Raw genomic sequence first — 20,448 nt, 5'->3', positions numbered from 1 at the left:
TGCGTGGCCTGGGTTGAGCGAAGCGGTACCCAGGTTGCCCATCTCCCGGGTGTCGCTTCGCTCGACCCGGGCTACAGGTGCGCAACTACTTGGCCAGAAAACGCATGCCGTCTTCCAAACCCTGCAGGGTCAGCGGGAACATCTGGTCGTTGATCAGATCGCGGACGATGCGCGTCGAGCTTGTGTAGTCCCAGGCTTCGCGCGGGTAGGGGTTGATCCAGATGAGCTTCTTGTAGGTTTCCATAAAGCGCTGCAGCCATACGTAACCCGCCTCCTCGTTCCAGTGCTCGACGCTGCCGCCCGGCTGAGTGATCTCGTAGGGCGCCATGGCCGCATCACCGATGAACACCACCTTGTAGTCGGCGCCGTATTTATGCAGCAGGTCGTGGGTGGACATGCGTTCGGACGTGCGGCGCAGGTTGTTCTTCCACACCGATTCGTACACGCAGTTATGGAAGTAGAAATACTCCATGTGCTTGAACTCGGTACGGCAGGCCGAGAACAGCTCCTCGCAGACCTTCACGTGAGCGTCCATCGAACCGCCGATATCGAAGAGCAGGAGCAGCTTGACGGTGTTGCGACGCTCCGGGCGCATCTGAATGTTCAAGAGGCCGCCGTCGCGGGCGGTGTGGTCGATGGTGCCGTCCAGGTCCAGCTCGTCCTGGGCGCCCTGGCGGGCGAACTTGCGCAGGCGGCGCAGGGCGACCTTGATGTTGCGCGTGCCGATCTCCACCGAGTCGTCGAGGTTCTTGTACTCGCGCTGGTCCCACACCTTGAGCGCCTTGCCCTGGCGCTTGCCGGCATCGCCGACGCGGATGCCTTCCGGGTTGTAACCGCCCGAGCCGAAGGGGCTGGTGCCGCCGGTGCCGATCCATTTATTGCCGCCAGCGTGGCGTTCCTTCTGTTCTTCCAGGCGCTTCTTGAACTCCTCGATCAGCTTGTCGAGACCGCCAAGCGACTGGATCTGCGCGCGTTCCTCGTCGGTCAGTGAACGCTCGAATTCCTTGCGCAGCCATTCCTCGGGGATCAGCGCTTCGAGGTGCTGATCGAGGTTCTGCAAACCGTCGAAGTAGGCGGAAAAGGCCCGGTCGAACTTGTCGAAGTGCCGCTCGTCCTTCACCAGAATGGCACGCGCCAGGTAATAGAACTCGTCCATGTCGGCGAACACGACCTTGTGCTCGAGCGCACTGATCAGGTCTAGCAACTCGCGCAGGGACACCGGCACCTTGGCCGCGCGCATTTCGTTGAACAGGTTGAGCAGCATGGCGCGTCCTCAGTGGCGGTCATCGACGGGCAGGCCGTCGTTGAGGCAGTACCAGTCGGCCTTCGAGCGGGTGTAGATGTGCTTCTGCTCGAGCTCGACCGTCGGCAGGGGCGTGTCCAGTGTGCCAAGTGCCACCGACACCCACTTGGGGTAAGGCTTCTCGGAAAACCATTGCAGGTTCGAGCCACAGCGCTGGCAGAAGGTACGGCTCACGCCGGGCGAAGAACTGAAGGTGCTGACCGATGCCTCACCTTCGATGAAGCGAAAATGCTCGCGGCGCACATTGCCGTAGCTGGCGAACGCCGCGCCATGGGCTTTGCGGCACTGGCTGCAATGGCAATGACTGGCCGACTCGATGGGGGCGTCGATCTGGTATTTCACCGTGCCGCACAGGCAACTGCCACTATGCATCAGCGGTTACCGCGACGTGCCATGAAGGCGAGACGCTCGAGCAACTGCACATCCTGCTCGTTCTTCACCAGGGCACCGGCCAGTGGCGGAATGGCCTTGGTCGGGTCGCGCTCGCGCAGTACCGCCTCACCGATGTTGTCGGCCATCAGCAGCTTGAGCCAGTCGACCAGCTCGCTTGTCGATGGCTTCTTCTTCAGGCCCGGTACCTTGCGGACGTCGAAGAACACGTCCAGCGCCTCGGCCACCAGGCTGTTGCTGATGCCGGGGTAGTGCACGTCAACGATCTTCTGCAGGGTCTGACGATCCGGAAAGGCGATGTAGTGGAAGAAGCAGCGGCGCAGGAAGGCATCCGGCAGCTCCTTCTCGTTGTTCGAGGTGATGATGATGATCGGCCGCTGCTTGGCCTTGATCGTCTCGTCGGTTTCGTAAACGTAGAACTCCATCTTGTCGAGTTCCTGCAACAGGTCGTTGGGAAACTCGATATCGGCCTTGTCGATTTCGTCAATCAGCAGGACAACGCGCTCCTCGGCCTCGAATGCTTCCCAAAGCTTGCCTTTCTTGATGTAGTTGCGAACGTCGTGAACCTTGTCGGAGCTCAGTTGCGAGTCGCGCAGGCGGCTTACCGCATCGTACTCGTACAGCCCCTGGTGCGCCTTGGTGGTCGACTTGATGTGCCAGGTGATCAGCCGCGTGCCGAAGGATTCGGCCAGTTGCTCGGCGAGCAGGGTCTTGCCGGTGCCGGGCTCGCCCTTGACTAACAGCGGGCGCTGCAGAGTAATAGCGGCATTGACCGCCAGCTTGAGGTCATCGGTGGCGACATAGTGCTCGGTGCCTTCGAACTTCATCGGGAATCCTCACGCGGGGCAGGCGAATGCGAAAGCGCCGACTATAGCTTGTGCAGCTTGTAACTGTGAACGCCGCCGAGGTATTCAGTCACTGAATGGACGGCTCACGGCTCTTCAGCGGCGTCCCTTTCGAAACCACTGTTGAAGGCCTGCACGAAGCCGTTGCGCAGGATGCCGATAAAGGCCTCGAAGGCGCTGACGTTTTGTTGCTTGGTGCTGCCACGCAGTTCCACACGGGTGGCGATCTGGTCACGCGGCTGATTGCGCAGCACCTTTTCACTGCCGGCTACCACCGCTTCCCAGATCGAGCGGAAAAAGCCCTTGTTCTGGTTCTCGACATCCTGCTGCCAGTCGAACACCTCGACGTTACGCAGCAGCGGTTTGATATAGCCGCTGAGCTGGGAGTCCTCGGCGAAGGCCTCGATGACGATATCGCCGGTTCCCGATTTGAAGTCGAACTTGCCGTAGGCGTTGGCCAGATCATTCAGGCGTGGCAGTTCGATGTTGGTGGCGCGCACGCGGAACTCGAAATCCTGGAAGTTGTGGAAAGGGTCGAACACGGCACTGGCCTCCAGCGGTGCCTGGTCCATCAGCTTGGCCTTGCCCTCGAAACGCGCGACGCGGTCGCCCTGTTCGTCCGCCACGTTGGTCAGGTTGTAGAAGCTGGCCTGGATGGCGTTGGCCTTGAGCTTCACCGGCGGCGAGGCATTGAAGTTGTAGAAACCCAGGGTGCCGTCGTTGATTCGCGCTTCGTTTAGGGTGATAGGCAACAGTTTGTTCAGCTGTTCGCGCCAGTCGGTGCCTTCACCGGTCTGCGAATCCTCGCGGCTCTTGCCGTCGACGAAGTTGACCTCCGGGCGCTCGAATACCACCCGGGCGACCACGGCGCGTTTTTCCAGCAGTTCGTTCCAGCTCACCGAGATATCGATCTGCGGTGCGTCGACGAAAGGGACGGGGAGGTCCTGGTTGACCTTGACGATGCGCAGGCCGTTGATCCGATAGCCGCCGCGCCATAGCGCTATGTCGATGTCATCGATATGGCCGCGGTAGTCGCCCATTTCGGCCAGCTTTTCGTTCAGGTAGTCGCGCACCATGTAGGGCAGGGCGACGTGCACCGCCAGCAGCAGGGCAAGCAGGCCGAGGCAGATCCACAGGGGCAGGCTGTAGCGACGTTTCATCGGAGGTGTCCGGTTGCGCGGTGTGTGGAAGTGGACTGCCGCCGATCGGCCTGAGTTCGACTTTCCAGACGCTGGACGCGCCTGGGCTTGAGGCATAGGCTGACGGGCTCAGTCATGACAAGGAACCGGTATACCATGAGCCGCATTTACGCAGACAACGCCCAGGCTATCGGCAACACTCCGCTGGTGATGATCAACCGCCTCGGGCCCAAGGGCGTGACCATCCTGGCCAAGATCGAAGGCCGCAACCCGGCTTATTCGGTGAAGTGCCGGATCGGCGCCAACATGGTCTGGGACGCAGAGGCCCGCGGAGTGCTCAAGCCGGGCATGACCCTGGTCGAGCCGACCTCCGGCAACACCGGCATCGGCCTGGCCTTCGTCGCCGCCGCCCGTGGCTACAAACTGATGCTGACCATGCCGGCCTCCATGAGCCTGGAGCGCCGTAAGGTATTGAAGGCGCTGGGTGCCGAGCTGGTGCTGACCGAGCCGGCCAAGGGCATGAAGGGCGCCATCGAGAAGGCCGCCGAAATCGCCGCCTCCAACCCCGAGCTGTACTACATGCCCCAGCAGTTCGAGAACCCGGCCAACCCGGCGATCCACGAGAAAACCACCGGCCCGGAAATCTGGAACGACACCGAGGGCGCCATCGATGTGCTGGTGTCCGGCGTCGGCACCGGTGGCACCATCACCGGCATCTCCCGCTACATCAAGCAGACCCAGGGCAAGGCGATCCTGTCCGTGGCGGTCGAGCCGGTTTCTTCGCCGGTGATCAGCCAGACCATCGCCGGAGATGAAGTCAAACCCAGCCCGCACAAGATCCAGGGCATCGGCGCCGGCTTCGTGCCGAAGAACCTCAATCTGTCGCTGGTCGACCGCGTCGAGCAGGTCACCGACGAAGACGCCAAGGCCATGGCCCTGCGCCTGATGCGTGAAGAAGGCATTCTCTGCGGGATTTCCTGCGGCGCTGCGATGGCCGCAGCGGTACGCCTGGCCGAACAGCCGGAGATGCAGGGCAAGACCCTCGTGGTGATCCTGCCCGATTCCGGCGAGCGCTACCTGACCAGCATGCTGTTCAGCGACCTGTTCACCGAGCAGGAACTGCAGCAGTAGATTTGCGCGACCAGATCGTTCCCGATGCTCTGCGCGGGAACGCCTTGAGGGACGTCAGGTGATCTGCCAATTGTTGGGCTGAAGCCCACCCTACGCGGTACATGCAGTTGTAGGGTGGGCTTCAGCCCAACAAAAGCGAGCCTGCATCAAGCCGGTACCTTCGCTCCAGGTCGAACCACCAGCCACAACGCGATAGCGATCAGCACGCCGCCGTACAGATGCGCCCAGGACAACGGCTCGCCGAGCAGCAGCGCGCCCCACAGCACGCCAAAGATCGGGATCAGAAAAGTGGTGGTCGATGCCTTGATCGGCCCGATGTCGTTGAGCAGGCGGAAATACAGCACATAGGCGAACGCCGTGCAGCCCAGCCCCAAGCCCAGCAGCGATGCCCATTCCAGCCAGCCGCCCCAGCTGGTTGGCGCTCCCAAGGCCAGTGAGCCGGCGAACAGCGGCAACAGGAACAGGCTGGCGCCCAACAAGCTGCCGAACGCGGTGAGTCGGTTATCCAGCCGGCCCGCTATCCAGCGCCGGGTCAGAAAACCGGCCACACCATAGCAGGCTGTCGCCAGCAAGCAGGCGAGGGCGCCCAGCAGCAAGCCCATGTCTAGTTCTGCCGGCCCGCTGCGGGTCAGCACGGCGACGCCGAACAGGCCCAGGGCGACACCCGCCGCGCGGCTCATCGTCATCGCTTCGGCGAAGAACAAGGCACCGATCAGCACGCCCATCATCGGCGTGGTGGCATTGATGATCGCCGAGTAACCCGCCGGCAGCACCAGCGCCGCCATGCTGTACATGGCCGAGGGGATGCCAGCATTGATCACGCCGAGTGCCAGACAAAAGCCAAGTTTGCCGTGAAAGTCCCATTTCACCCGCATCAGCAGCAGGATTGCCAGCAGGCCGAGCATGGCGATGGAGGCGCGAAATAAGGCGGTTGGCATACTGCCAATCACTGGCGCGACGATACGCATGAACAGGAAGCTGGCCCCCCAGATTGCAGCGAGCAGCAAGAGGCGCAGCATGTCGGCAGGGCGCACGGCGGGCTCCAGTCATCTAAAGAAGGGCGGCAGTGTTGCTGGATGATGCACGCAAGGCAAGCTCACCGTTCGCCGGTATAGGCTTACCGTCGCAATGCGCGGCGTGCCCATGGTCGCGTGCTCGAGGCGCCCGGGGCTCACTATTGTTTGAACGACGGCGCAGGCCTGCAGGTCGCACCTCAGGCCTGCAGCGGTCACAATGGCGGGCTTTGCGACCGCGTGGCTGAGCTGGCCAGCGGTCAGGTCTCCCGCTTGCCTGGGCCACTCGATCCGGGTGGCTGCGCCACGGGGCGCCGAGTCGAACTATGAAAGGATCTTCCAATGAGCTGTAGCTCCCCATCGCGCCCCTTCGAACTCTCCCACCTGAGCCGCGCCATCCTGTTATGTGGCTGTGCGGCGGCGGGCACTGCGCAGGCGCAGGAGGCGACCGATACGCTGGTGCTTGAGCCCAGCGTGGTCAGCGGCTCGCGCAGCGAGGCGCAGAGCTTCGACCTGCCGTTTTCGGTGGACAGCATCGATCGCGAACAGATCAGTGACGGTCAGCTGGGCATCAACGCCTCGGAAGTGCTGACGCGGGTGCCCGGGCTGGTGGTTCAGAACCGCCAGAACTACGCTCAGGACCTGCAGATATCGTCCCGCGGTTTTGGGGCGCGCTCGGCCTTTGGCGTGCGCGGGCTGAAGCTGATCACCGATGGCATTCCCGCCAGCACCCCGGACGGGCAGGGCCAGGCGGCGACCTTCAACCTCGACACCGCCGAACGCATTGAAGTGCTGCGCGGGCCGGCTTCCACGTTGTACGGCAGCAACGCCGGTGGGGTGATCCAGGTGTTCTCCAGGGACGGTGTCGGTCGCCCCCGTATCGGCGCCGAGACGCTGATTGGCAGCGACGGCCTGAGCCGCAATCACCTCAGCGCCGAAGGCGAAGCTGACGGCGTGGGCTTCGTGCTCGACGCCTCGCGCATGGACACCGACGGCTATCGCGACCACAGCGCGGCGCGCCGTGACCAGACCTTCGCCAAGCTCAATTTCAAGCCCGATGAAGGCAGCAAGCTGGCGCTGATCTATAGCAGCCTGGAGCAGAACGGCACCCAGGATCCGCTGGGGCAGGCGTGGGAGGCTTATAAGGCGGATCCGCGTTCTGTGGCGACCAACGCCTTGGATTTCAATACCCGCAAGAGCATCGATCATCAGCAGCTGGGCGCCAACTACGAGCGCTATTTTGGAGACTCTACGCTGCAGACCACTGTTTATGCGGGCAAACGCAGGGTGGTTCAGTACTTGGCCATTCCACGTGGGCCGCAAAACAACCCGAACAACAGCGGCGGCGCCGTCGACTTCGACCGCGAGTTTCATGGCGGCAGCATTCGTTGGCTGCAGCCGGTGGACGAGATAAGCGGGGACCTGCGTCTGGTGTTCGGGCTCGATTACGATCAGAGTCGCGATGATCGCCGTGGATATGAGAATTTTTCGGGTGCCGGTAATGGGGTAAAAGGCAAGTTGCGCCGCGATGAAGTCGACACCGTTACCAGCCTGGATCCATACGCCCAAGCGACCTGGACCATCGGCAACTGGACTCTGCAGGGCGGCCTGCGCTACAGCACCGTGGAAGTGGATGTCGATGACAAGTACATCGTCGGCGTCAATGGCGATGACAGTGGCACCAAACGCTACGAAAAGGCCACGCCATCGGTAAGCGTTGGCTACGCCTTTACGCCGGATCTGAATGGCTACGTCAGCGTCGGCAAGGGTTTTGAAACGCCAAGCCAGGCCGAGTTGGCTTATTCCCAGGGCAATGCCGGTTTCAACTACAGACTAGAACCTTCTGAAAGCACTCAGTACGAAATCGGCCTGAAAGCCCGAGTCGCCAGAGATACTCGCATCAATGCCGCAATCTTCCAGATCAACACCGACGACGAGATCGTCGTGCTGGAAAATCGCGACGGCCGCACCAGCTACCAGAACGCCGGCAAGACCCTGCGGCGCGGTTTCGAGCTGGGCGTCGAAAGCCAGTTCACCGAACAATGGTCGGCTGCGTTGGCCTACACTTACCTGGCCGCAACTTATGATTCGCGCTTCGTCGCCGGCAACAACAGCATCGATAAAGGCAACGATTTGCCTGGCGTACCTCGCACCACGCTATTCGGCGAGCTGGCCTGGAAGCCGGTCGATGGCATCAGTACGGCACTCGAGGGGCTTTACCGCAGCAAGGTCTACATCGAAGACACCAATACCGAGAAAGCGGCTCCGAGCTACGCAGTGTTCAACTGGCGCACGCGATTCGAGCAGCACTTCGGCCCCTGGAAAACCCACCAGACCCTGCGCCTGGATAACCTGCTGGATCGCCAATACGTCGGCTCGGTAATTGTCGGCGATGGCAACAGCCGTTTTTACGAAGCGGCGCCCGGGCGCTCCTGGTATGCGGGTGCGGGCATCGAATATCAGTTTTAAGGCGAGGCGGGACGTGCTGGCTGACAAACAAAGCGACAGTCGGTAGCGACTTGCAACGCTTTGAGGCTGCTTGGCCCTCCACTCGCGCCAGGGTTTGGGCTACTCTCAAGTCAAGCGGTCACCAAAGCCGTGCGCAGTTCGAGGATGCACTTATGAAAAACTGGTTCGAAAAAATCACTGCCCAGCTCAATGCCCTGTTTGCCCCGCGCATGCAGCCCATTCCAATCCGCAGCGAAGAGCAGCGTCGCTTGGCCGAAGAGCGCCGTCGCCGCCGCTGATCTCCTGCAAGTTTCCTCTGCAAGCGTCGTTCGGACGCTTGCCATGAGTCGCCAACGTCCTTCAGCTGGTTGGCGCTAGCCTTTTTTGCGAATGATGGTGTGAACAGGTCGATGCGTAAGCATCGACTTTTTCATGGGCGTTCGTTCTGTCCGCCATACCCCGGCCGCATATCTTGAAGCTCCTATTGCCAACATGTAGCGCGGGGCGAGTGGTGCTCGCGTTGCGGACAAGCCTTGGCGAACTTGGTTCAACTTATTCAAGTCGCGTAAAGCTTTGCCGACAACAAGGCAGACCCGAGCAAGAGTGATGGCAAAGAGCCGGCTTTCGGCTTCATGCACATCTTCTGTTCAGCGTTTTAACGTTACTGCCTGTCCGTGCTGGCGCGGCAACTTTGCTGTGCTAGACATAGTTGAGTGGAAAGGACGTACCCCTAACGTACTAAAGGATCGCAATCATGCGTCAGAATCTTCCGGTAACTCAGCGGGAAAGGACTTTTCCTGGCCACGAGCGGTTGATTTCCACCACTGATTTGAGCAGCAAGATTACCTATTGCAACGATGCCTTTGTGACGATCAGCGGCTTTACACGTGAAGAGCTGATTGGCCAGCCGCACAATCTGGTGCGCCATCCCGATATGCCGCCAGCTGTATTCGGCCACATGTGGGACACCATCAAGCAAGGCAAGCCGTGGATGGGTATCGTGAAGAACCGCTCCAAGAATGGCGATTTCTACTGGGTCAGCGCCTATGTCACGCCCGTTTACGAGAATGGCAAGGTGGCCGGGTACGAATCCGTGCGTTCACTGCCCAGCGAAGATCAGAAGCGTCGCGCCGAGGCGCTGTATGCAAGGTTGCGCGCCGGCAAAGCGCCCGTGCCGAAAATCGAACACCTGACCTATGACCTGATTCGCTCCTGGCCGCTGCTTGTCACCGCGCTGGTGATCCTCGCCGCCCAGAGCACGCTTTCCGGCGTGTGGCTGGCGGCGCTCGTGGTCGCGGTGATGGCTGCGCTGGGCTCCTATCAGCTGTACAGTCAGCGCGCACTGATTCGCCGTACCCTGGCGGAACATCCCAAGGCGTTTACCAGCAGCCTGGTGGCGCTCACCTACAGCGACAGCCGCGGTGCCCAGGCCTTGCTCGACATGGCGATGATCAGCGAAGAGGCGCGCTTGCAGACGGCGCTGACGCGGCTCGAAGATGCCGGCGTCAACGTCAAGCGGCAGGCAGCCCAGGCCGCGGGTTTCTCGCGTTCAGGCGCCGAAATGCTCGATCAGCAGCGCAGCGAAACTGACCAGTCGGCCACCGCCATCAACCAGATGGCAGCGACCATTCAAGAAGTAACCCAGAACGTGCAGACTACCAGTCATGCGGCCGAAGAGGCCGATAGATTGGCCCGGGAAGGGCGACAGCTGGCCGGTGGTAGTCTGGAATCCATGCAGCACATGGCCAAGGCTGTGGTGGATATCGGCCAGGCTGTAAACGATCTGGCCAACTCCACCCAATCGATCGGCAGCGTGGCTGATGTGATCACCTCGATTGCCGAGCAGACCAACCTGCTAGCCCTCAACGCCGCCATCGAAGCAGCCCGTGCCGGCGAGCAGGGGCGGGGCTTCGCCGTGGTGGCCGACGAGGTTCGTTCGTTGGCCTCGCGTACTCGCGAATCGACCCAGCAGATTCACCAGATCATCGCGTCGCTACGGGCCGGTGCCGAGCGCGCCGTCGCCACGGCCGGGCGGGGTGAGGAGATCTCCCGGGAAAGCGTGCAGAGCGTAGAAGCGGTGCGCATTGCGCTGGACGGCATCAGTGAATCTGTCAGTCGCATCAGCGGCATGAGCCAGCAGATCGCCGCGGCTTCCGAGGAGCAGGGCCAGGTGGCCGACGATATCAGCCGGCAGATTACCCGCATCGCCCAGCTCTCCGAGCAGGGCGCCGAGCAGGCTCACCAGGGCGCGGCGATCGGCAAGGAGTTGGAAAGCATGGCCGACTACCTGCACAGCCTGGCCGAGCGTTTCAACCGCTGACCCTCTGCCCTCGGCTGCGCGGGCGTGCTGTGGCACACTGCGCGGTCGAGGAGACCCGCCCTATGCCACGCCCCCGTTGTTCGCGCTGCAGGCGCCCGGCCAGCCACTGCCTGTGCGCCCTGATTCCCGATTTGCCCAGTCGCACCGAAGTGCTGGTGCTGCAGCACCCTACTGAAGTCGACCACGCGCTCAATACCGCGAATCTCGCCGTACTGGGGCTGCGTAGTGCCGCGTTGTGGGTTGGTGAGGTATTCGAGTCGCTACCGGAGTGGGTGGCAGAGCCCAGCTATCGCACCTGCCTGCTGTTTCCGGGTGAGCAGGCGCGGGCGATCAGCGAACTGCCTGGTGATGCAGATCCACGGCCTGTGCGGTTGATCGTGCCTGATGGCACATGGCGCAAGGCTCGCAAAATTCTCTATATGAATCCTCTGTTGGCAGGCCTGCCACGGGTGACCTTGGCCGACGCGCCGCCATCACGCTATCGCTTGCGCAAGGCGCCGATGGAGGGCTCGCTGTCGACACTGGAGGCCATCGTCGAAGCCCTTAACGTGATCGAGGCGCCCGCCGATTACCGGGCACTGCTCAAACCCTTCGATGCGCTGATCGAAGGGCAGATCGCTGCGATGGGCGAGGACACGTTCAGGCGCAATCACCAGCGCTGAAGGGGATTTCAGCCAAAGGTGCCATCACGGAAATCACGCAGCGCCTGTTCGATCTCTTCCCGGCTGTTCATCACGAAAGGCCCGTACTGCACGATTGGTTCGTTCAGCGGCTTGCCGGCGATCAGCAGCACGCCGGCGCCATCAGCGCTGCTGATCAGCAACTCGCCCTGATCATCCAGGCGTACCAGTCGGCCAGCGTGGGCCTCGTGGCTGTCCTGCACCTTTGCTTTACCCTGGTAGACGTACAGCAGGGCGCGGTGGCCGGCGGGAAGCTCGGGGCGTACGACGCTGCCAGCGGGCAGGCGCAGGTCTAAGACCTGGGGCTCAGTATCCGGACGCTGCACGGCACCGGCCTGACGCTGCTGGCCTTCGGCGAAGCTGCCGGCGATTACCACGACCTCGACACCCTGTTCAGTGTGCAGACGCGGAATCTGCGCGCTGGGGATGTCGCGGTACTGCGGGTCGGCCATCTTCTCGCGGCCAGGCAGGTTCAGCCATAACTGGAAACCGCGCATGGCGCCCTGTTCCTGCTCGGGCATTTCACTGTGGATGATGCCCCGCGCGGCAGTCATCCATTGCACGTCACCGCCCTGCAGCAGGCCCACGTTACCGAGGTGATCTTCATGGCGCATGCGCCCTTCAAGCATGTAGGTGATGGTCTCGAAGCCACGGTGGGGATGGGGCGGAAAGCCGGCGATGTAGTCGTCGGCATTGTCGGTGCTGAACTCGTCGAGCATCAGAAACGGATCGAAACGTTCGATGCCGACACCACCAATGACCCGGTTCAGACGCACACCGGCGCCGTCTGAGGCAGGCTGCCCTGGCTGAATGGCAAGGACTCGGCGTAGTTGGGTCATGGGGCTGTCTCCCGTGAAAAGTGATGCGTCCATGGTAGGCCAGCCGATCCGTCAGATGGTTGGGAAAAGGTCAACTCATCTATCGAGAATATCGATGTAGCGGGTGGCGCTTTGCAGCGCCACCCGAGTGTTCACTCGGCGATTTGCAGCTTGCGCGATTCGGTATAGAAGAAGCGCAGCTTCTCGTACTCGAATGGCGAGTTTAGTTGGCCGTAGCGGAAGCTGGTGGTGGAGCGCTGGTCGATGCCCCTGAGAACGATGATCTCGGGGTGAGCACTGCTAGCCTCAGCGACGTTGAGGTAGTTGATCTGCTGGTTGATGCCGAAGTCCGCCACGAGGCCCGTGGTGTCGCGCAGGTTGGACGGGCCGAGAATCGGCAGCATCAGGTAGGGGCCGGCCGGGGTGCCATAGAAGCCCAGGGTCTGGCCGAAGTCCTCACGGTGCTTGGGCAGGCCCATCAGGGTGGCCGGGTCCCACAGACCGACCACGCCGATGGTGGTATTGAACAGCAGGCGCGCGGTGGTGTTCAGGGCGCGCTCGCCTTTGAGTTGCAGGGCACTGTTGACCAGATTGGACACGTCGCCCAGGTTGCTGAAGAAGTTGGTCACGCCCTTTTGCATGAAGGTCGGCGTGACGTAGCGGTAACCGTCGACCACAGGCAGGAACACCCATTCGTCGAAGCGGTAGTTGAAGTGGTAGACCCGGCGGTTCCATGACTCCAGCGGATCCTGGATTTCCAGTGCCGAAAGGGTCGAGCGCTCGAACTCGCGCTGGTTGAGGCCCGGGTTGAACTTGAGCTCCTTGAGCGGCTGCTTGAAGCCATCGTCCTCGACGGTGGTCTGGGCGGAGGCGGTGCCGCAGCTCAACACGGCAGCGAACAGTGCGAGAGTAGGAAAGGACTTAGCCACGGAAGAACTCCAACATGTCGTTGCTGTTGACGCGGTAATTGAGGTTGCCGCAGTGGCCGCCGTAGGGGTACACGGTCAGGCGATCGCCCATGGTGCGGCGCAGGAAGCCGAGGTCGCCAGGGCCGAGGATCACGTCGTCGGCGTTATGCATCACACCGATCTTGGGGCTGTTCTTCAGGTAGTCCTCGATGCCGTACAGGCTGACCTCGTTGATCAGCTGGCTCATGCTGCCGCCGTCGTAGCGGGCTCGCCACATGGGGATCAACTGTTCGGACATGTAGCAGTCGAAGTCGCACTGCAGTGCGCGGCGGAAGAACGGCGTCAGGCTGGTGCCCTCGCCAATCGGATAATCGACCGGGGTGATCAGGCCGCGGCGGTTGATCAAGTCCGAGGTAAAGGTGATGTCGGCGGCCGAGAAGCGGAACGAGGTGCCGATCAGCATGGCCAGTTGTTCGTTGGTCAGGTGTTCCTTGGACTGCTGGAAGTCGTAGAGCAGGGCATCGTTGATATCTACGTAACCCTTCTGCTGGAAGTAGCGGGTCAGCTTGGCCAGCACCAGTTCATAGAAGGTGGTGCGGTTGGTGATGCCTTTCACCTGGGTCTGCACCAGTCGATCCAGGTTGGTGATCGAGGTGTAAAGGTTGACCGGCGGGTTGAGCATCAGCACGCGCTTGAAGTTGAAGCTGCGGCGCGTCTCGTCCAGCTGGCTGACGAACGCCGCATGCAGGGCGCCCAGGCTGTAGCCCGTCAGGTAGTAATCGGTGACCTGCAGGCGCGGGTGTTGGGCGCGTACCGCCTGCATGGCGCGGTACATGTCCTCGGCATCGTCGCGGCTGATGCCGGGTGTGGCGAAGCGCGAGGCGGAGGTCATGAAGTCGTAGCTGGTCGGCGAGGACAGCTGCACGACATGGTAGCCCGCGCCATAGAACAGCTTCTTCAGGTATTCGGGCGTGCTGCTCGAATAACGCGCGCCCGTGCCGGCGATGATGAAAATCAGCGGTGCCGGGCCATCCTGCTCGGCCAGGCGATAACTCATCTTGGTTACCGCCCAGAAGTTGTCAGGCAGTTGAAACTCACGCTCCGGGCGCAGGCGAACCTGGTAATCGCCCTGCTTGATGTCCGAGTCTTCGGGCAGCTTGGGGCGCAAATCCGGCGGCGTGGTGGCGATGGTGGCTTCGAACGGGTTGGTCAGCGGATAGCCGTAGGTTTGCGGGTCAACGTCGGCGGCCCAGACGGAGACGCTGAACAGCAGGGTGCCGAGCAGGGCTGCAAGACGGGGAATGAAAGACATACAAAGTCCCTTTGGAAGAGAGCATTCTTTTCAGAGGTGGCCGGCAAGCCGGTGCTTTCGGCATCAGCCGCGATGAGTAGGACAATCGCGGTTGTGTCAAAGTGCCATGGGAAATTTCGCTGCGCTGGCAATGGGTATACCAGAAGGCGGTTGAGCCGCCAACGGCCTTGCACTCGGGCGCTCACGTCACTTTCGGCACCTCCTTATTTGCCGCTTGCATCCGCCTGCCGTGAGATTATGCTGAGCGCCGTTTTCAAGCCCTCTGGAGTGCAGCATGCCTCGTCGTTCATCCATCGTCGCCCTGGTGATTGCAGCGCTCGCCTGCGTGGTCGCCAGTTATGCGTTGCGCTACCTGCTCATGGAGGGCGATCAGTGGGTCGGTCGCTGCGTCGACGATCCCGGCCTTCTGGCCTGCCAGGTGCGTGGCACCCTGGGCTGGATGATTCACCTGCGAATCATTGCCCTGACTGCCCTGGGCTGTGCGCTGCTGGCATTCGTGGTGCCTGGCGTCTGGGGCTGGCGCCTGGCGGTGCCGGGGCTGCTGCTCGGCGTGCCGGCGCTGGCGCTGTACACCGCTAGCCTGGCGGTATTCGCCGTGGTGCTGGCGCTGCTGCGTTTGGTACGCGCGCCGGCTGTCACGGCGACGCACTAACCAAGTCGGGCGCTGCGCGGCAAGCGCAGCACCCGCGGCATTTCTAGCGTTTTTTCGAGAGGCGCAGGCTGCGCCATAGTGCGGCGGCCAGCAGTGCGCTGGTAATGGCCCAGCCGATGGCCTGCAGGTTGCCCAGGGTTTCTTCATAGAGCTGCGGCACGATGCCGGCGGCGATCAGCACGGCCAGCAGGGCGATTTCCCGGCGCGGGCCCGCTACTGGGCGCAGCAGATAGACCACTGCCGGCAGCAGCAGCGCGGCGCTGGGGAAGCTGCGGTAGCGCGCATCGGTGACCATTGCCAGCATCATCACCGCACCGGCGAAGCCGGCTGCCGCCAGCCACCAGCTTGCACGCCGCTCCAGCCAGCCGAAAGCCTGTGCTCGCCAGCCTTGCGAGGTGGATAGTGCCAGTGTGGCATGGGCCAGCACCAGCAGATTGAGGGCGAGCAGGGCGGCGGCCCACAGCCATTCGCCGATATAGCGGCTGGTCACCCAGGCCAACTCCGCCCACAGGCCAATACAAGCCGCGCCCAGTGCCGCCACCAGCGGCAGCAGCACCGCGTTGCGCATCGAACTCGGGCGACCACCGATCAGCAGGCCGAGGGCCAGAACGCCTGCGCTGATGGCCAGCCACAACGGCCAGTGCGGTAGGTTGGACACCGGGCCGGCGAGGACCGACTTGTCTTGGCGGTCCGCGTCGTACAAGCCCCAGAAACCACCCACCGCGCCTTCGCTGACGCGCTTCCAGGGTTGGTCGAAGGCTTCGATCAGGTTGTAGCGCCAGCCGTGCTGCTCGGCCATGGCGACGAAACCGCGAATGAAGGTGGCTTGGTTGACGCGACTCGGCACGGCGGTTTCCCGCTGGCGGCCTTCGCTGGGCCAGCCGGTCTCGCCGATCATGATGTCCTTGGGCGCGAACTTTTTGCCGAACAGCTCGCGCACTTCGGTCACTTCGTGCAAGGCCGCGTCGATGCCGGCCGGGTTGTCTTCCCAGTACGGCAGCAGGTGGATTGTAATGAAGTCCACTGCCGGCGCGACTTCCGGGTGCTTGAGCCAGAATTCCCAGACATCGGCGTAGGTGACCGGCTGAGTGATTTCAGCCTTGACCTTGTTGATCAGCTCGACCAGCTGCCCGCCGGTTACTTCTTTGCGCAGCAGGGCTTCGTTGCCGACGATGACTGCCTCGACCACATCCGGGTTTTCCTTGGCCAGCTTGATCAGGCCCTGGATCTCGACGTCCGTGTCATGCGGGTTGCGGCTTACCCAGGCGCCGGTGATCAACTTCAGGCCATGCTTGCGGGCTAGCTCCGGCAGTTTCTCCAGGCCGGTGACCGAATAGGTACGAATGCACTGGAAACGCTGGGCCAGCAGCGCCAGGTCGGTGTCCATCTGCTCGGGGTGGATCTGCAGGGGCAGATCGAATGGCGACTGATCCTTGCCGAACGGCGTGTAGGACGCACATTGCAGTTTGTGGGTCGGCGTGGCGGCGTCGGCCAGCACCACGGGCTTGCCGATGGTTTGCCAGAGGCTGCCCAGCGCAAGAAGCCCGACGATGCAGGCACAGAGGTACGGGAGCAGGGGAAAGCGGGCGTTGGCGGGCATGGTCGAACACGCATGGTAAATGGAGACGCGCATCTTAGCGGCGAGAGGGGGCTTTAGATAGCCGCGGAAAGAGTGGTTACAAAGCCATTCGTTGACACTCGATTCGGGCGGACTAGTTTTGATCATGCGGCGTATGGAGTACCCGCGTCGCTCAACTCGAGTCGAACACGAAAAGGACGTCTAATCATGCTGAAAACTACCCTGCAAGCCTTGCTGTTTTCCCTGGCCGCCAGCGCCACGTTGCTGGCCGGCGCCAACGAGTCGACCAAGGCGCCGGCTACCGAACCGGTGGCCCAGCAAGTGGCCGAGCTCAATCCCGTCAACCTCAATACCGCCGACGCCGAAACCCTGCAGCGCGAGCTTAGCGGCGTGGGCGCGGTGAAAGCGCAGGCTATCGTCGCCTATCGCGATACCCACGGCGAATTCGCCTCGGTGGACGAGCTGCTCGAAGTCAAAGGCATCGGTGAAGCCTTGCTCGAACGCAACCGCGCCAAACTCACTGTCAGCCAGTAAACCTTCCATCCTTGCCGCGCCTTTTGCTGGAAAGGCGCGGCTTTTTTATGGGGGGCGCTTTTCCTGGCGTCGCTTCGCCAGAGCTGGCCTGCTTTCTGCTTCAAGCCCTTGGCAGGCAACGTGTTTATGGCGCTTCCAGTAGTTGGCACCCTTGTTGCAAACACCCTCAGCAAAGCACTCGCGGCGTCAAAAAACCGCGGTCAGGTGGAGGAAGGTCATGAGTCAGGGTGTCGCGTTCAATCGTCTAATGCTGGAAATGCGCTCGATGCAGGCCGAGGCCATGGCGCGCAAACCGGCTGTGCCCCAGGCTCAAGAAGTTGGCGCGTCGAGTTTCTCGGACATGCTCGGTCAGGCGGTGAGCAAGGTCAGCGAAACCCAGAATGCCGCCAGCCAACTGGCTACCGCTTTCGAGATGGGTCAGAGCGGCGTCGACCTGACCGACGTGATGATCGCCTCGCAAAAATCCAGTGTCTCGTTTCAGGCCATGACCCAAGTGCGCAACAAGCTGGTCCAGGCCTACCAAGACATCATGCAGATGCCGGTTTAAGGGGTAGATTTCCATCATGGCCGACACGCTCGCTGCAAACGTACCCGCCACTGCCGCTGACAACGCGCCGAAGAAGCCGCTGTTCGGGCTGACCTTTCTGGAAAACCTCTCCGACATGCCGCTGTTGCGCCAAGCCGGCCTGCTGATCGGCCTGGCCGCCAGCGTAGCGATTGGTTTCGCCGTGGTGCTGTGGTCGCAACAGCCCGAGTACAAGCCGCTATATGGCAGCCTCGAGGGCATGGATGCGCGCAGCGTGATGGAAACCCTGACCGCCGCCAATATCGATTACACCGTTGAACCGAACTCCGGCGCGCTACTGGTCAAGTCCTCGGATCTGGCCCAGGCACGCATTCGCCTGGCGTCTGCCGGCGTGGCGCCGACCGATACCAGCATCGGTTTCGAAATCCTCGACAAGGAGCAGGGCCTGGGTACCAGCCAGTTCATGGAAGCCACCCGCTATCGCCGTGGCCTGGAAGGCGAACTGGCGCGCACCGTGTCGAGCCTGAACAACGTCAAGGCCGCCCGCGTGCACCTGGCGATCCCGAAAAGCTCGGTGTTCGTGCGTGACGAGCGCAAGCCCAGCGCCTCGGTGCTGGTCGAACTGTACGCCGGGCGCAGCCTGGAACCGAGCCAGGTGATGGCCATCGTCAATCTGGTCGCCAGCAGCGTACCGGAAATGGACAAGGGCCAGGTCACCGTGGTCGACCAGAAGGGCAATCTGCTGTCCGATCAGCAGGAAATGTCCGAGCTGAGCATGGCCGGCAAGCAGTTTGATTACAGCCGCCGCATGGAAAGCCTGTTCACCCAGCGCGTGCACAACATTCTGCAACCGGTGCTGGGCGTTGGCCGCTACAAGGCTGAAGTGTCCGCCGACGTGGATTTCAGCGCCGTCGAGTCGACTTCGGAAACCTTCAATCCGGACCAGCCGGCCCTGCGCAGCGAGCAGCAGGTCAATGAACAACGCAGCAGCGGCAGCGGCCCGCAGGGCGTACCCGGTGCCCTGAGCAATCAGCCGCCTGGCCCGGCTACCGCCCCGCAGCAAACTGGCGGCGCCGCGGCGCCTGGCGGCCCGATCGCCCCCGGTCAGCCACTGGTCGATGCCAATGGTCAGCAGATCATGGACCCGGCTACAGGCCAGCCGATGCTGGCGCCGTATCCGGCCGACAAGCGTGACCAGTCGACCCGCAACTTCGAGCTCGATCGTTCGGTCAGCTACACCAAGCAGCAGCAGGGTCGCCTGCGCCGGCTTTCTGTCGCCGTGGTGGTCGATGACCAGATGCGTGTCGACCCGGCCACCGGCGCAACCACCCGCGTGCCGTGGACCACCGACGATCTGGCGCGCTTCACCCGCCTGGTTCAGGACTCGGTCGGCTTCGATGCCAGCCGTGGCGACAGCGTCAGCGTGATCAACACGCCGTTCAGCAGCGAAACCGCGGAAGTGATCGACGTACCGTGGTACCAGAGCGATCTGTTCCTGATGGCCATGGGCGGTCTCAAGTCGCTGTTCCCGGCACTGTTGATCTTCCTCCTGGTGTGGTTCGTGCTGCGCCCGGTACTCAACAACATCACCGGTGGTGGCAAAGGCAAGGATCTGGCTCTGGCCGGTGGCGGCCGCGACGGCGATGTCGACCTCGGCGAAATGGGGGGGCTCGACGGCCTGTCCTCTGATCGGGTAAGCCTCGGCGGGCCGCAAAGCATTATGTTGCCGAGCCCGAGCGAGGGGTATGATGCGCAACTGAACGCGATCAAAAGTCTGGTCGCCGAAGATCCGGGCCGTGTCGCCCAGGTAGTCAAAGATTGGATCAATGCCGATGAGTGAGAACCGCACTGCCGCCAAGATGAGCAAGGTCGAGAAGGCCGCGATTCTTCTGCTCTCGCTGGGTGAGACCGACGCCGCCCAGGTGCTTCGTCATCTGGGCCCCAAGGAGGTTCAGCGCGTGGGTGTGGCCATGGCTGCCATGCGCAACATCCACCGCGAGCAGGTCGAGCAGGTGATGGGCGAGTTCGTCGACACCGTGGGCGACCAGACCAGCCTGGGTGTGGGCGCCGACGGCTACATTCGCAAGATGCTCACCCAGGCGCTGGGCGAGGACAAGGCCGGCAACCTGATCGACCGCATTCTGCTCGGTGGCAGCACCAGCGGCCTGGACAGTCTGAAGTGGATGGAGCCGCGGGCGGTCGCCGACGTGATTCGCTACGAGCACCCGCAGATCCAGGCCATCGTGGTCGCCTACCTGGATCCCGACCAGGCCGGCGAGGTGCTCGGGCATTTCGATCACAAGGTGCGCCTGGACATCGTGCTGCGCGTGTCGTCCCTGAATACCGTACAGCCCGCGGCGCTCAAGGAGCTCAATCTGATTCTGGAGAAGCAGTTCTCCGGCAGCTCCAACACTACCCGCGCCACCATGGGCGGTGTGAAGCGCGCCGCGGACATCATGAACTACCTCGACAGCTCGGTCGAAGGGCCGTTGATGGATTCGATCCGCGAGATCGACGAGGACCTGTCGTCGCAGATCGAGGACCTGATGTTCGTCTTCGACAACCTGGCCGACGTCGACGACCGCGGCATCCAGGCGCTGCTGCGTGAGGTTTCCTCCGATGTGCTGGTGCTGGCCCTCAAGGGCGCGGACGAGGCGATCAAGGAAAAGGTCTTCAAGAATATGTCCAAGCGCGCCGCCGAGCTGCTGCGAGATGACCTGGAGGCTAAAGGGCCGGTGCGGGTCAGCGACGTGGAAGGGGCGCAGAAGGAAATCCTCACCATCGCCCGACGCATGGCCGAGGCCGGCGAGATCGTGCTGGGCGGCAAGGGCGGCGAGGAGATGGTGTAAC

19 protein-coding genes are annotated in these 20,448 nt (G+C 62.4%); 10 read left to right on the top strand and 9 right to left on the bottom strand.

Translation table 11 applies throughout. The features are described from left to right. Positions 1-85 precede the first annotated feature (85 nt). The 4 genes from PVA39_RS12715 to PVA39_RS12700 all read right to left on the bottom strand — a co-directional run bounded on the left by PVA39_RS12715 (position 86) and on the right by PVA39_RS12700 (position 3,698). Positions 86-1,264, bottom strand: a complete 1,179-nt coding sequence (locus PVA39_RS12715) for a vWA domain-containing protein (RefSeq protein ID WP_274124359.1) — start codon at positions 1,262-1,264, stop codon at positions 86-88. Positions 1,265-1,273: 9 nt separating this feature from the next. Then, a complete protein-coding gene (locus PVA39_RS12710) occupies positions 1,274-1,675 on the bottom strand; it encodes a GFA family protein (RefSeq protein WP_274124358.1) in 402 nt (133 codons plus the stop codon). Beyond that, positions 1,675-2,520: an AAA family ATPase gene (locus PVA39_RS12705; protein WP_274124357.1), complete on the bottom strand. Its 846-nt coding sequence runs from the start codon at positions 2,518-2,520 to the stop codon at positions 1,675-1,677. The genes PVA39_RS12710 and PVA39_RS12705 overlap by 1 nt, the downstream gene beginning before the upstream one ends. A 104-nt stretch (positions 2,521-2,624) precedes the next feature. Next, complete coding sequence (locus PVA39_RS12700; protein ID WP_274124356.1) at positions 2,625-3,698, bottom strand: DUF748 domain-containing protein; 1,074 nt, start codon at positions 3,696-3,698, stop codon at positions 2,625-2,627. 135 nt (positions 3,699-3,833) lie between these two features. On the opposite strand from PVA39_RS12700, the gene cysK reads away from it, so the two are divergent. Further along, entirely contained in the window at positions 3,834-4,808 is a 975-nt protein-coding gene (gene cysK, locus PVA39_RS12695; protein ID WP_274124355.1) for a cysteine synthase A, read from the top strand. A gap of 146 nt (positions 4,809-4,954) precedes the next feature. Here cysK and PVA39_RS12690 read toward each other — a convergent pair whose 3' ends face one another. Next, positions 4,955-5,842: a DMT family transporter gene (locus tag PVA39_RS12690; protein ID WP_274124354.1), complete on the bottom strand. Its 888-nt coding sequence runs from the start codon at positions 5,840-5,842 to the stop codon at positions 4,955-4,957. A 321-nt stretch (positions 5,843-6,163) separates the two neighbouring features. Between PVA39_RS12690 and PVA39_RS12685 the strand changes: the two genes are divergently transcribed. The 4 genes from PVA39_RS12685 (at position 6,164) to PVA39_RS12670 (ending at position 11,251) form a co-directional block, all read left to right on the top strand. Beyond that, positions 6,164-8,290 carry a TonB-dependent receptor family protein gene (locus tag PVA39_RS12685; protein WP_274124353.1) on the top strand — a complete coding sequence of 709 codons (2,127 nt, stop codon included), beginning with the start codon at positions 6,164-6,166 and terminating at the stop codon, positions 8,288-8,290. A gap of 152 nt (positions 8,291-8,442) precedes the next feature. After that, positions 8,443-8,568, top strand: coding sequence for a PA1414 family protein (locus PVA39_RS12680; RefSeq protein ID WP_013791016.1), 126 nt, complete (start codon positions 8,443-8,445; stop codon positions 8,566-8,568). Between the two features lie 455 nt (positions 8,569-9,023). Then, positions 9,024-10,589 carry a methyl-accepting chemotaxis protein gene (locus PVA39_RS12675; protein WP_274124352.1) on the top strand — a complete coding sequence of 522 codons (1,566 nt, stop codon included), beginning with the start codon at positions 9,024-9,026 and terminating at the stop codon, positions 10,587-10,589. Positions 10,590-10,651: 62 nt separating this feature from the next. Next, positions 10,652-11,251: a tRNA-uridine aminocarboxypropyltransferase gene (locus PVA39_RS12670; protein WP_274124351.1), complete on the top strand. Its 600-nt coding sequence runs from the start codon at positions 10,652-10,654 to the stop codon at positions 11,249-11,251. Positions 11,252-11,259: 8 nt separating this feature from the next. Here the strand turns inward: PVA39_RS12670 and PVA39_RS12665 are convergent, their stop codons facing one another. The 3 genes from PVA39_RS12665 to PVA39_RS12655 all read right to left on the bottom strand — a co-directional run bounded on the left by PVA39_RS12665 (position 11,260) and on the right by PVA39_RS12655 (position 14,307). Further along, positions 11,260-12,108 (bottom strand): pirin family protein, encoded by an 849-nt coding sequence (locus PVA39_RS12665; RefSeq protein ID WP_274124350.1) that lies wholly within the window; start codon positions 12,106-12,108, stop codon positions 11,260-11,262. A 131-nt stretch (positions 12,109-12,239) separates the two neighbouring features. Continuing rightward, entirely contained in the window at positions 12,240-13,016 is a 777-nt protein-coding gene (locus PVA39_RS12660; RefSeq protein ID WP_147177711.1) for an MlaA family lipoprotein, read from the bottom strand. Beyond that, a complete protein-coding gene (locus tag PVA39_RS12655) occupies positions 13,009-14,307 on the bottom strand; it encodes a serine/threonine protein kinase (RefSeq protein WP_274124349.1) in 1,299 nt (432 codons plus the stop codon). The genes PVA39_RS12660 and PVA39_RS12655 overlap by 8 nt, the downstream gene beginning before the upstream one ends. A 274-nt stretch (positions 14,308-14,581) precedes the next feature. Here PVA39_RS12655 and PVA39_RS12650 point away from each other — a divergent pair, with 274 nt between their 5' ends. Beyond that, positions 14,582-14,959, top strand: a complete 378-nt coding sequence (locus tag PVA39_RS12650; protein ID WP_093503418.1) for a hypothetical protein — start codon at positions 14,582-14,584, stop codon at positions 14,957-14,959. A gap of 43 nt (positions 14,960-15,002) precedes the next feature. Here PVA39_RS12650 and PVA39_RS12645 read toward each other — a convergent pair whose 3' ends face one another. Then, positions 15,003-16,559, bottom strand: a complete 1,557-nt coding sequence (locus PVA39_RS12645) for a glycoside hydrolase family 17 protein (protein ID WP_274124348.1) — start codon at positions 16,557-16,559, stop codon at positions 15,003-15,005. Positions 16,560-16,745: 186 nt separating this feature from the next. On the opposite strand from PVA39_RS12645, the gene PVA39_RS12640 reads away from it, so the two are divergent. The 4 genes from PVA39_RS12640 (at position 16,746) to fliG (ending at position 20,447) form a co-directional block, all read left to right on the top strand. Further along, the gene (locus tag PVA39_RS12640) at positions 16,746-17,072 is read left to right on the top strand and encodes a ComEA family DNA-binding protein (RefSeq protein WP_093503422.1); all 327 of its coding nucleotides are present in this window, start codon (positions 16,746-16,748) and stop codon (positions 17,070-17,072) included. A gap of 217 nt (positions 17,073-17,289) precedes the next feature. Continuing rightward, on the top strand, positions 17,290-17,619 hold the full coding sequence (gene fliE, locus PVA39_RS12635) for a flagellar hook-basal body complex protein FliE (RefSeq protein ID WP_274124347.1): 330 nt from the start codon (positions 17,290-17,292) through the stop codon (positions 17,617-17,619). A gap of 16 nt (positions 17,620-17,635) precedes the next feature. Continuing rightward, entirely contained in the window at positions 17,636-19,438 is a 1,803-nt protein-coding gene (fliF, locus tag PVA39_RS12630) for a flagellar basal-body MS-ring/collar protein FliF (protein WP_274124346.1), read from the top strand. Next, positions 19,431-20,447: a flagellar motor switch protein FliG gene (fliG, locus tag PVA39_RS12625; protein ID WP_274124345.1), complete on the top strand. Its 1,017-nt coding sequence runs from the start codon at positions 19,431-19,433 to the stop codon at positions 20,445-20,447. Before fliF ends, fliG begins: the two co-directional genes overlap by 8 nt. Position 20,448 lies beyond the last annotated feature (1 nt).

Origin of the sequence: Pseudomonas sp. CNPSo 3701, from assembly GCF_028674975.1 — a bacterium.
GTDB lineage: Bacteria > Pseudomonadota > Gammaproteobacteria > Pseudomonadales > Pseudomonadaceae > Aquipseudomonas > Aquipseudomonas straminea.
Note: the sequence above shows the minus strand (reverse complement) of the source record. Positions and strands in the feature narration are given on the sequence as shown.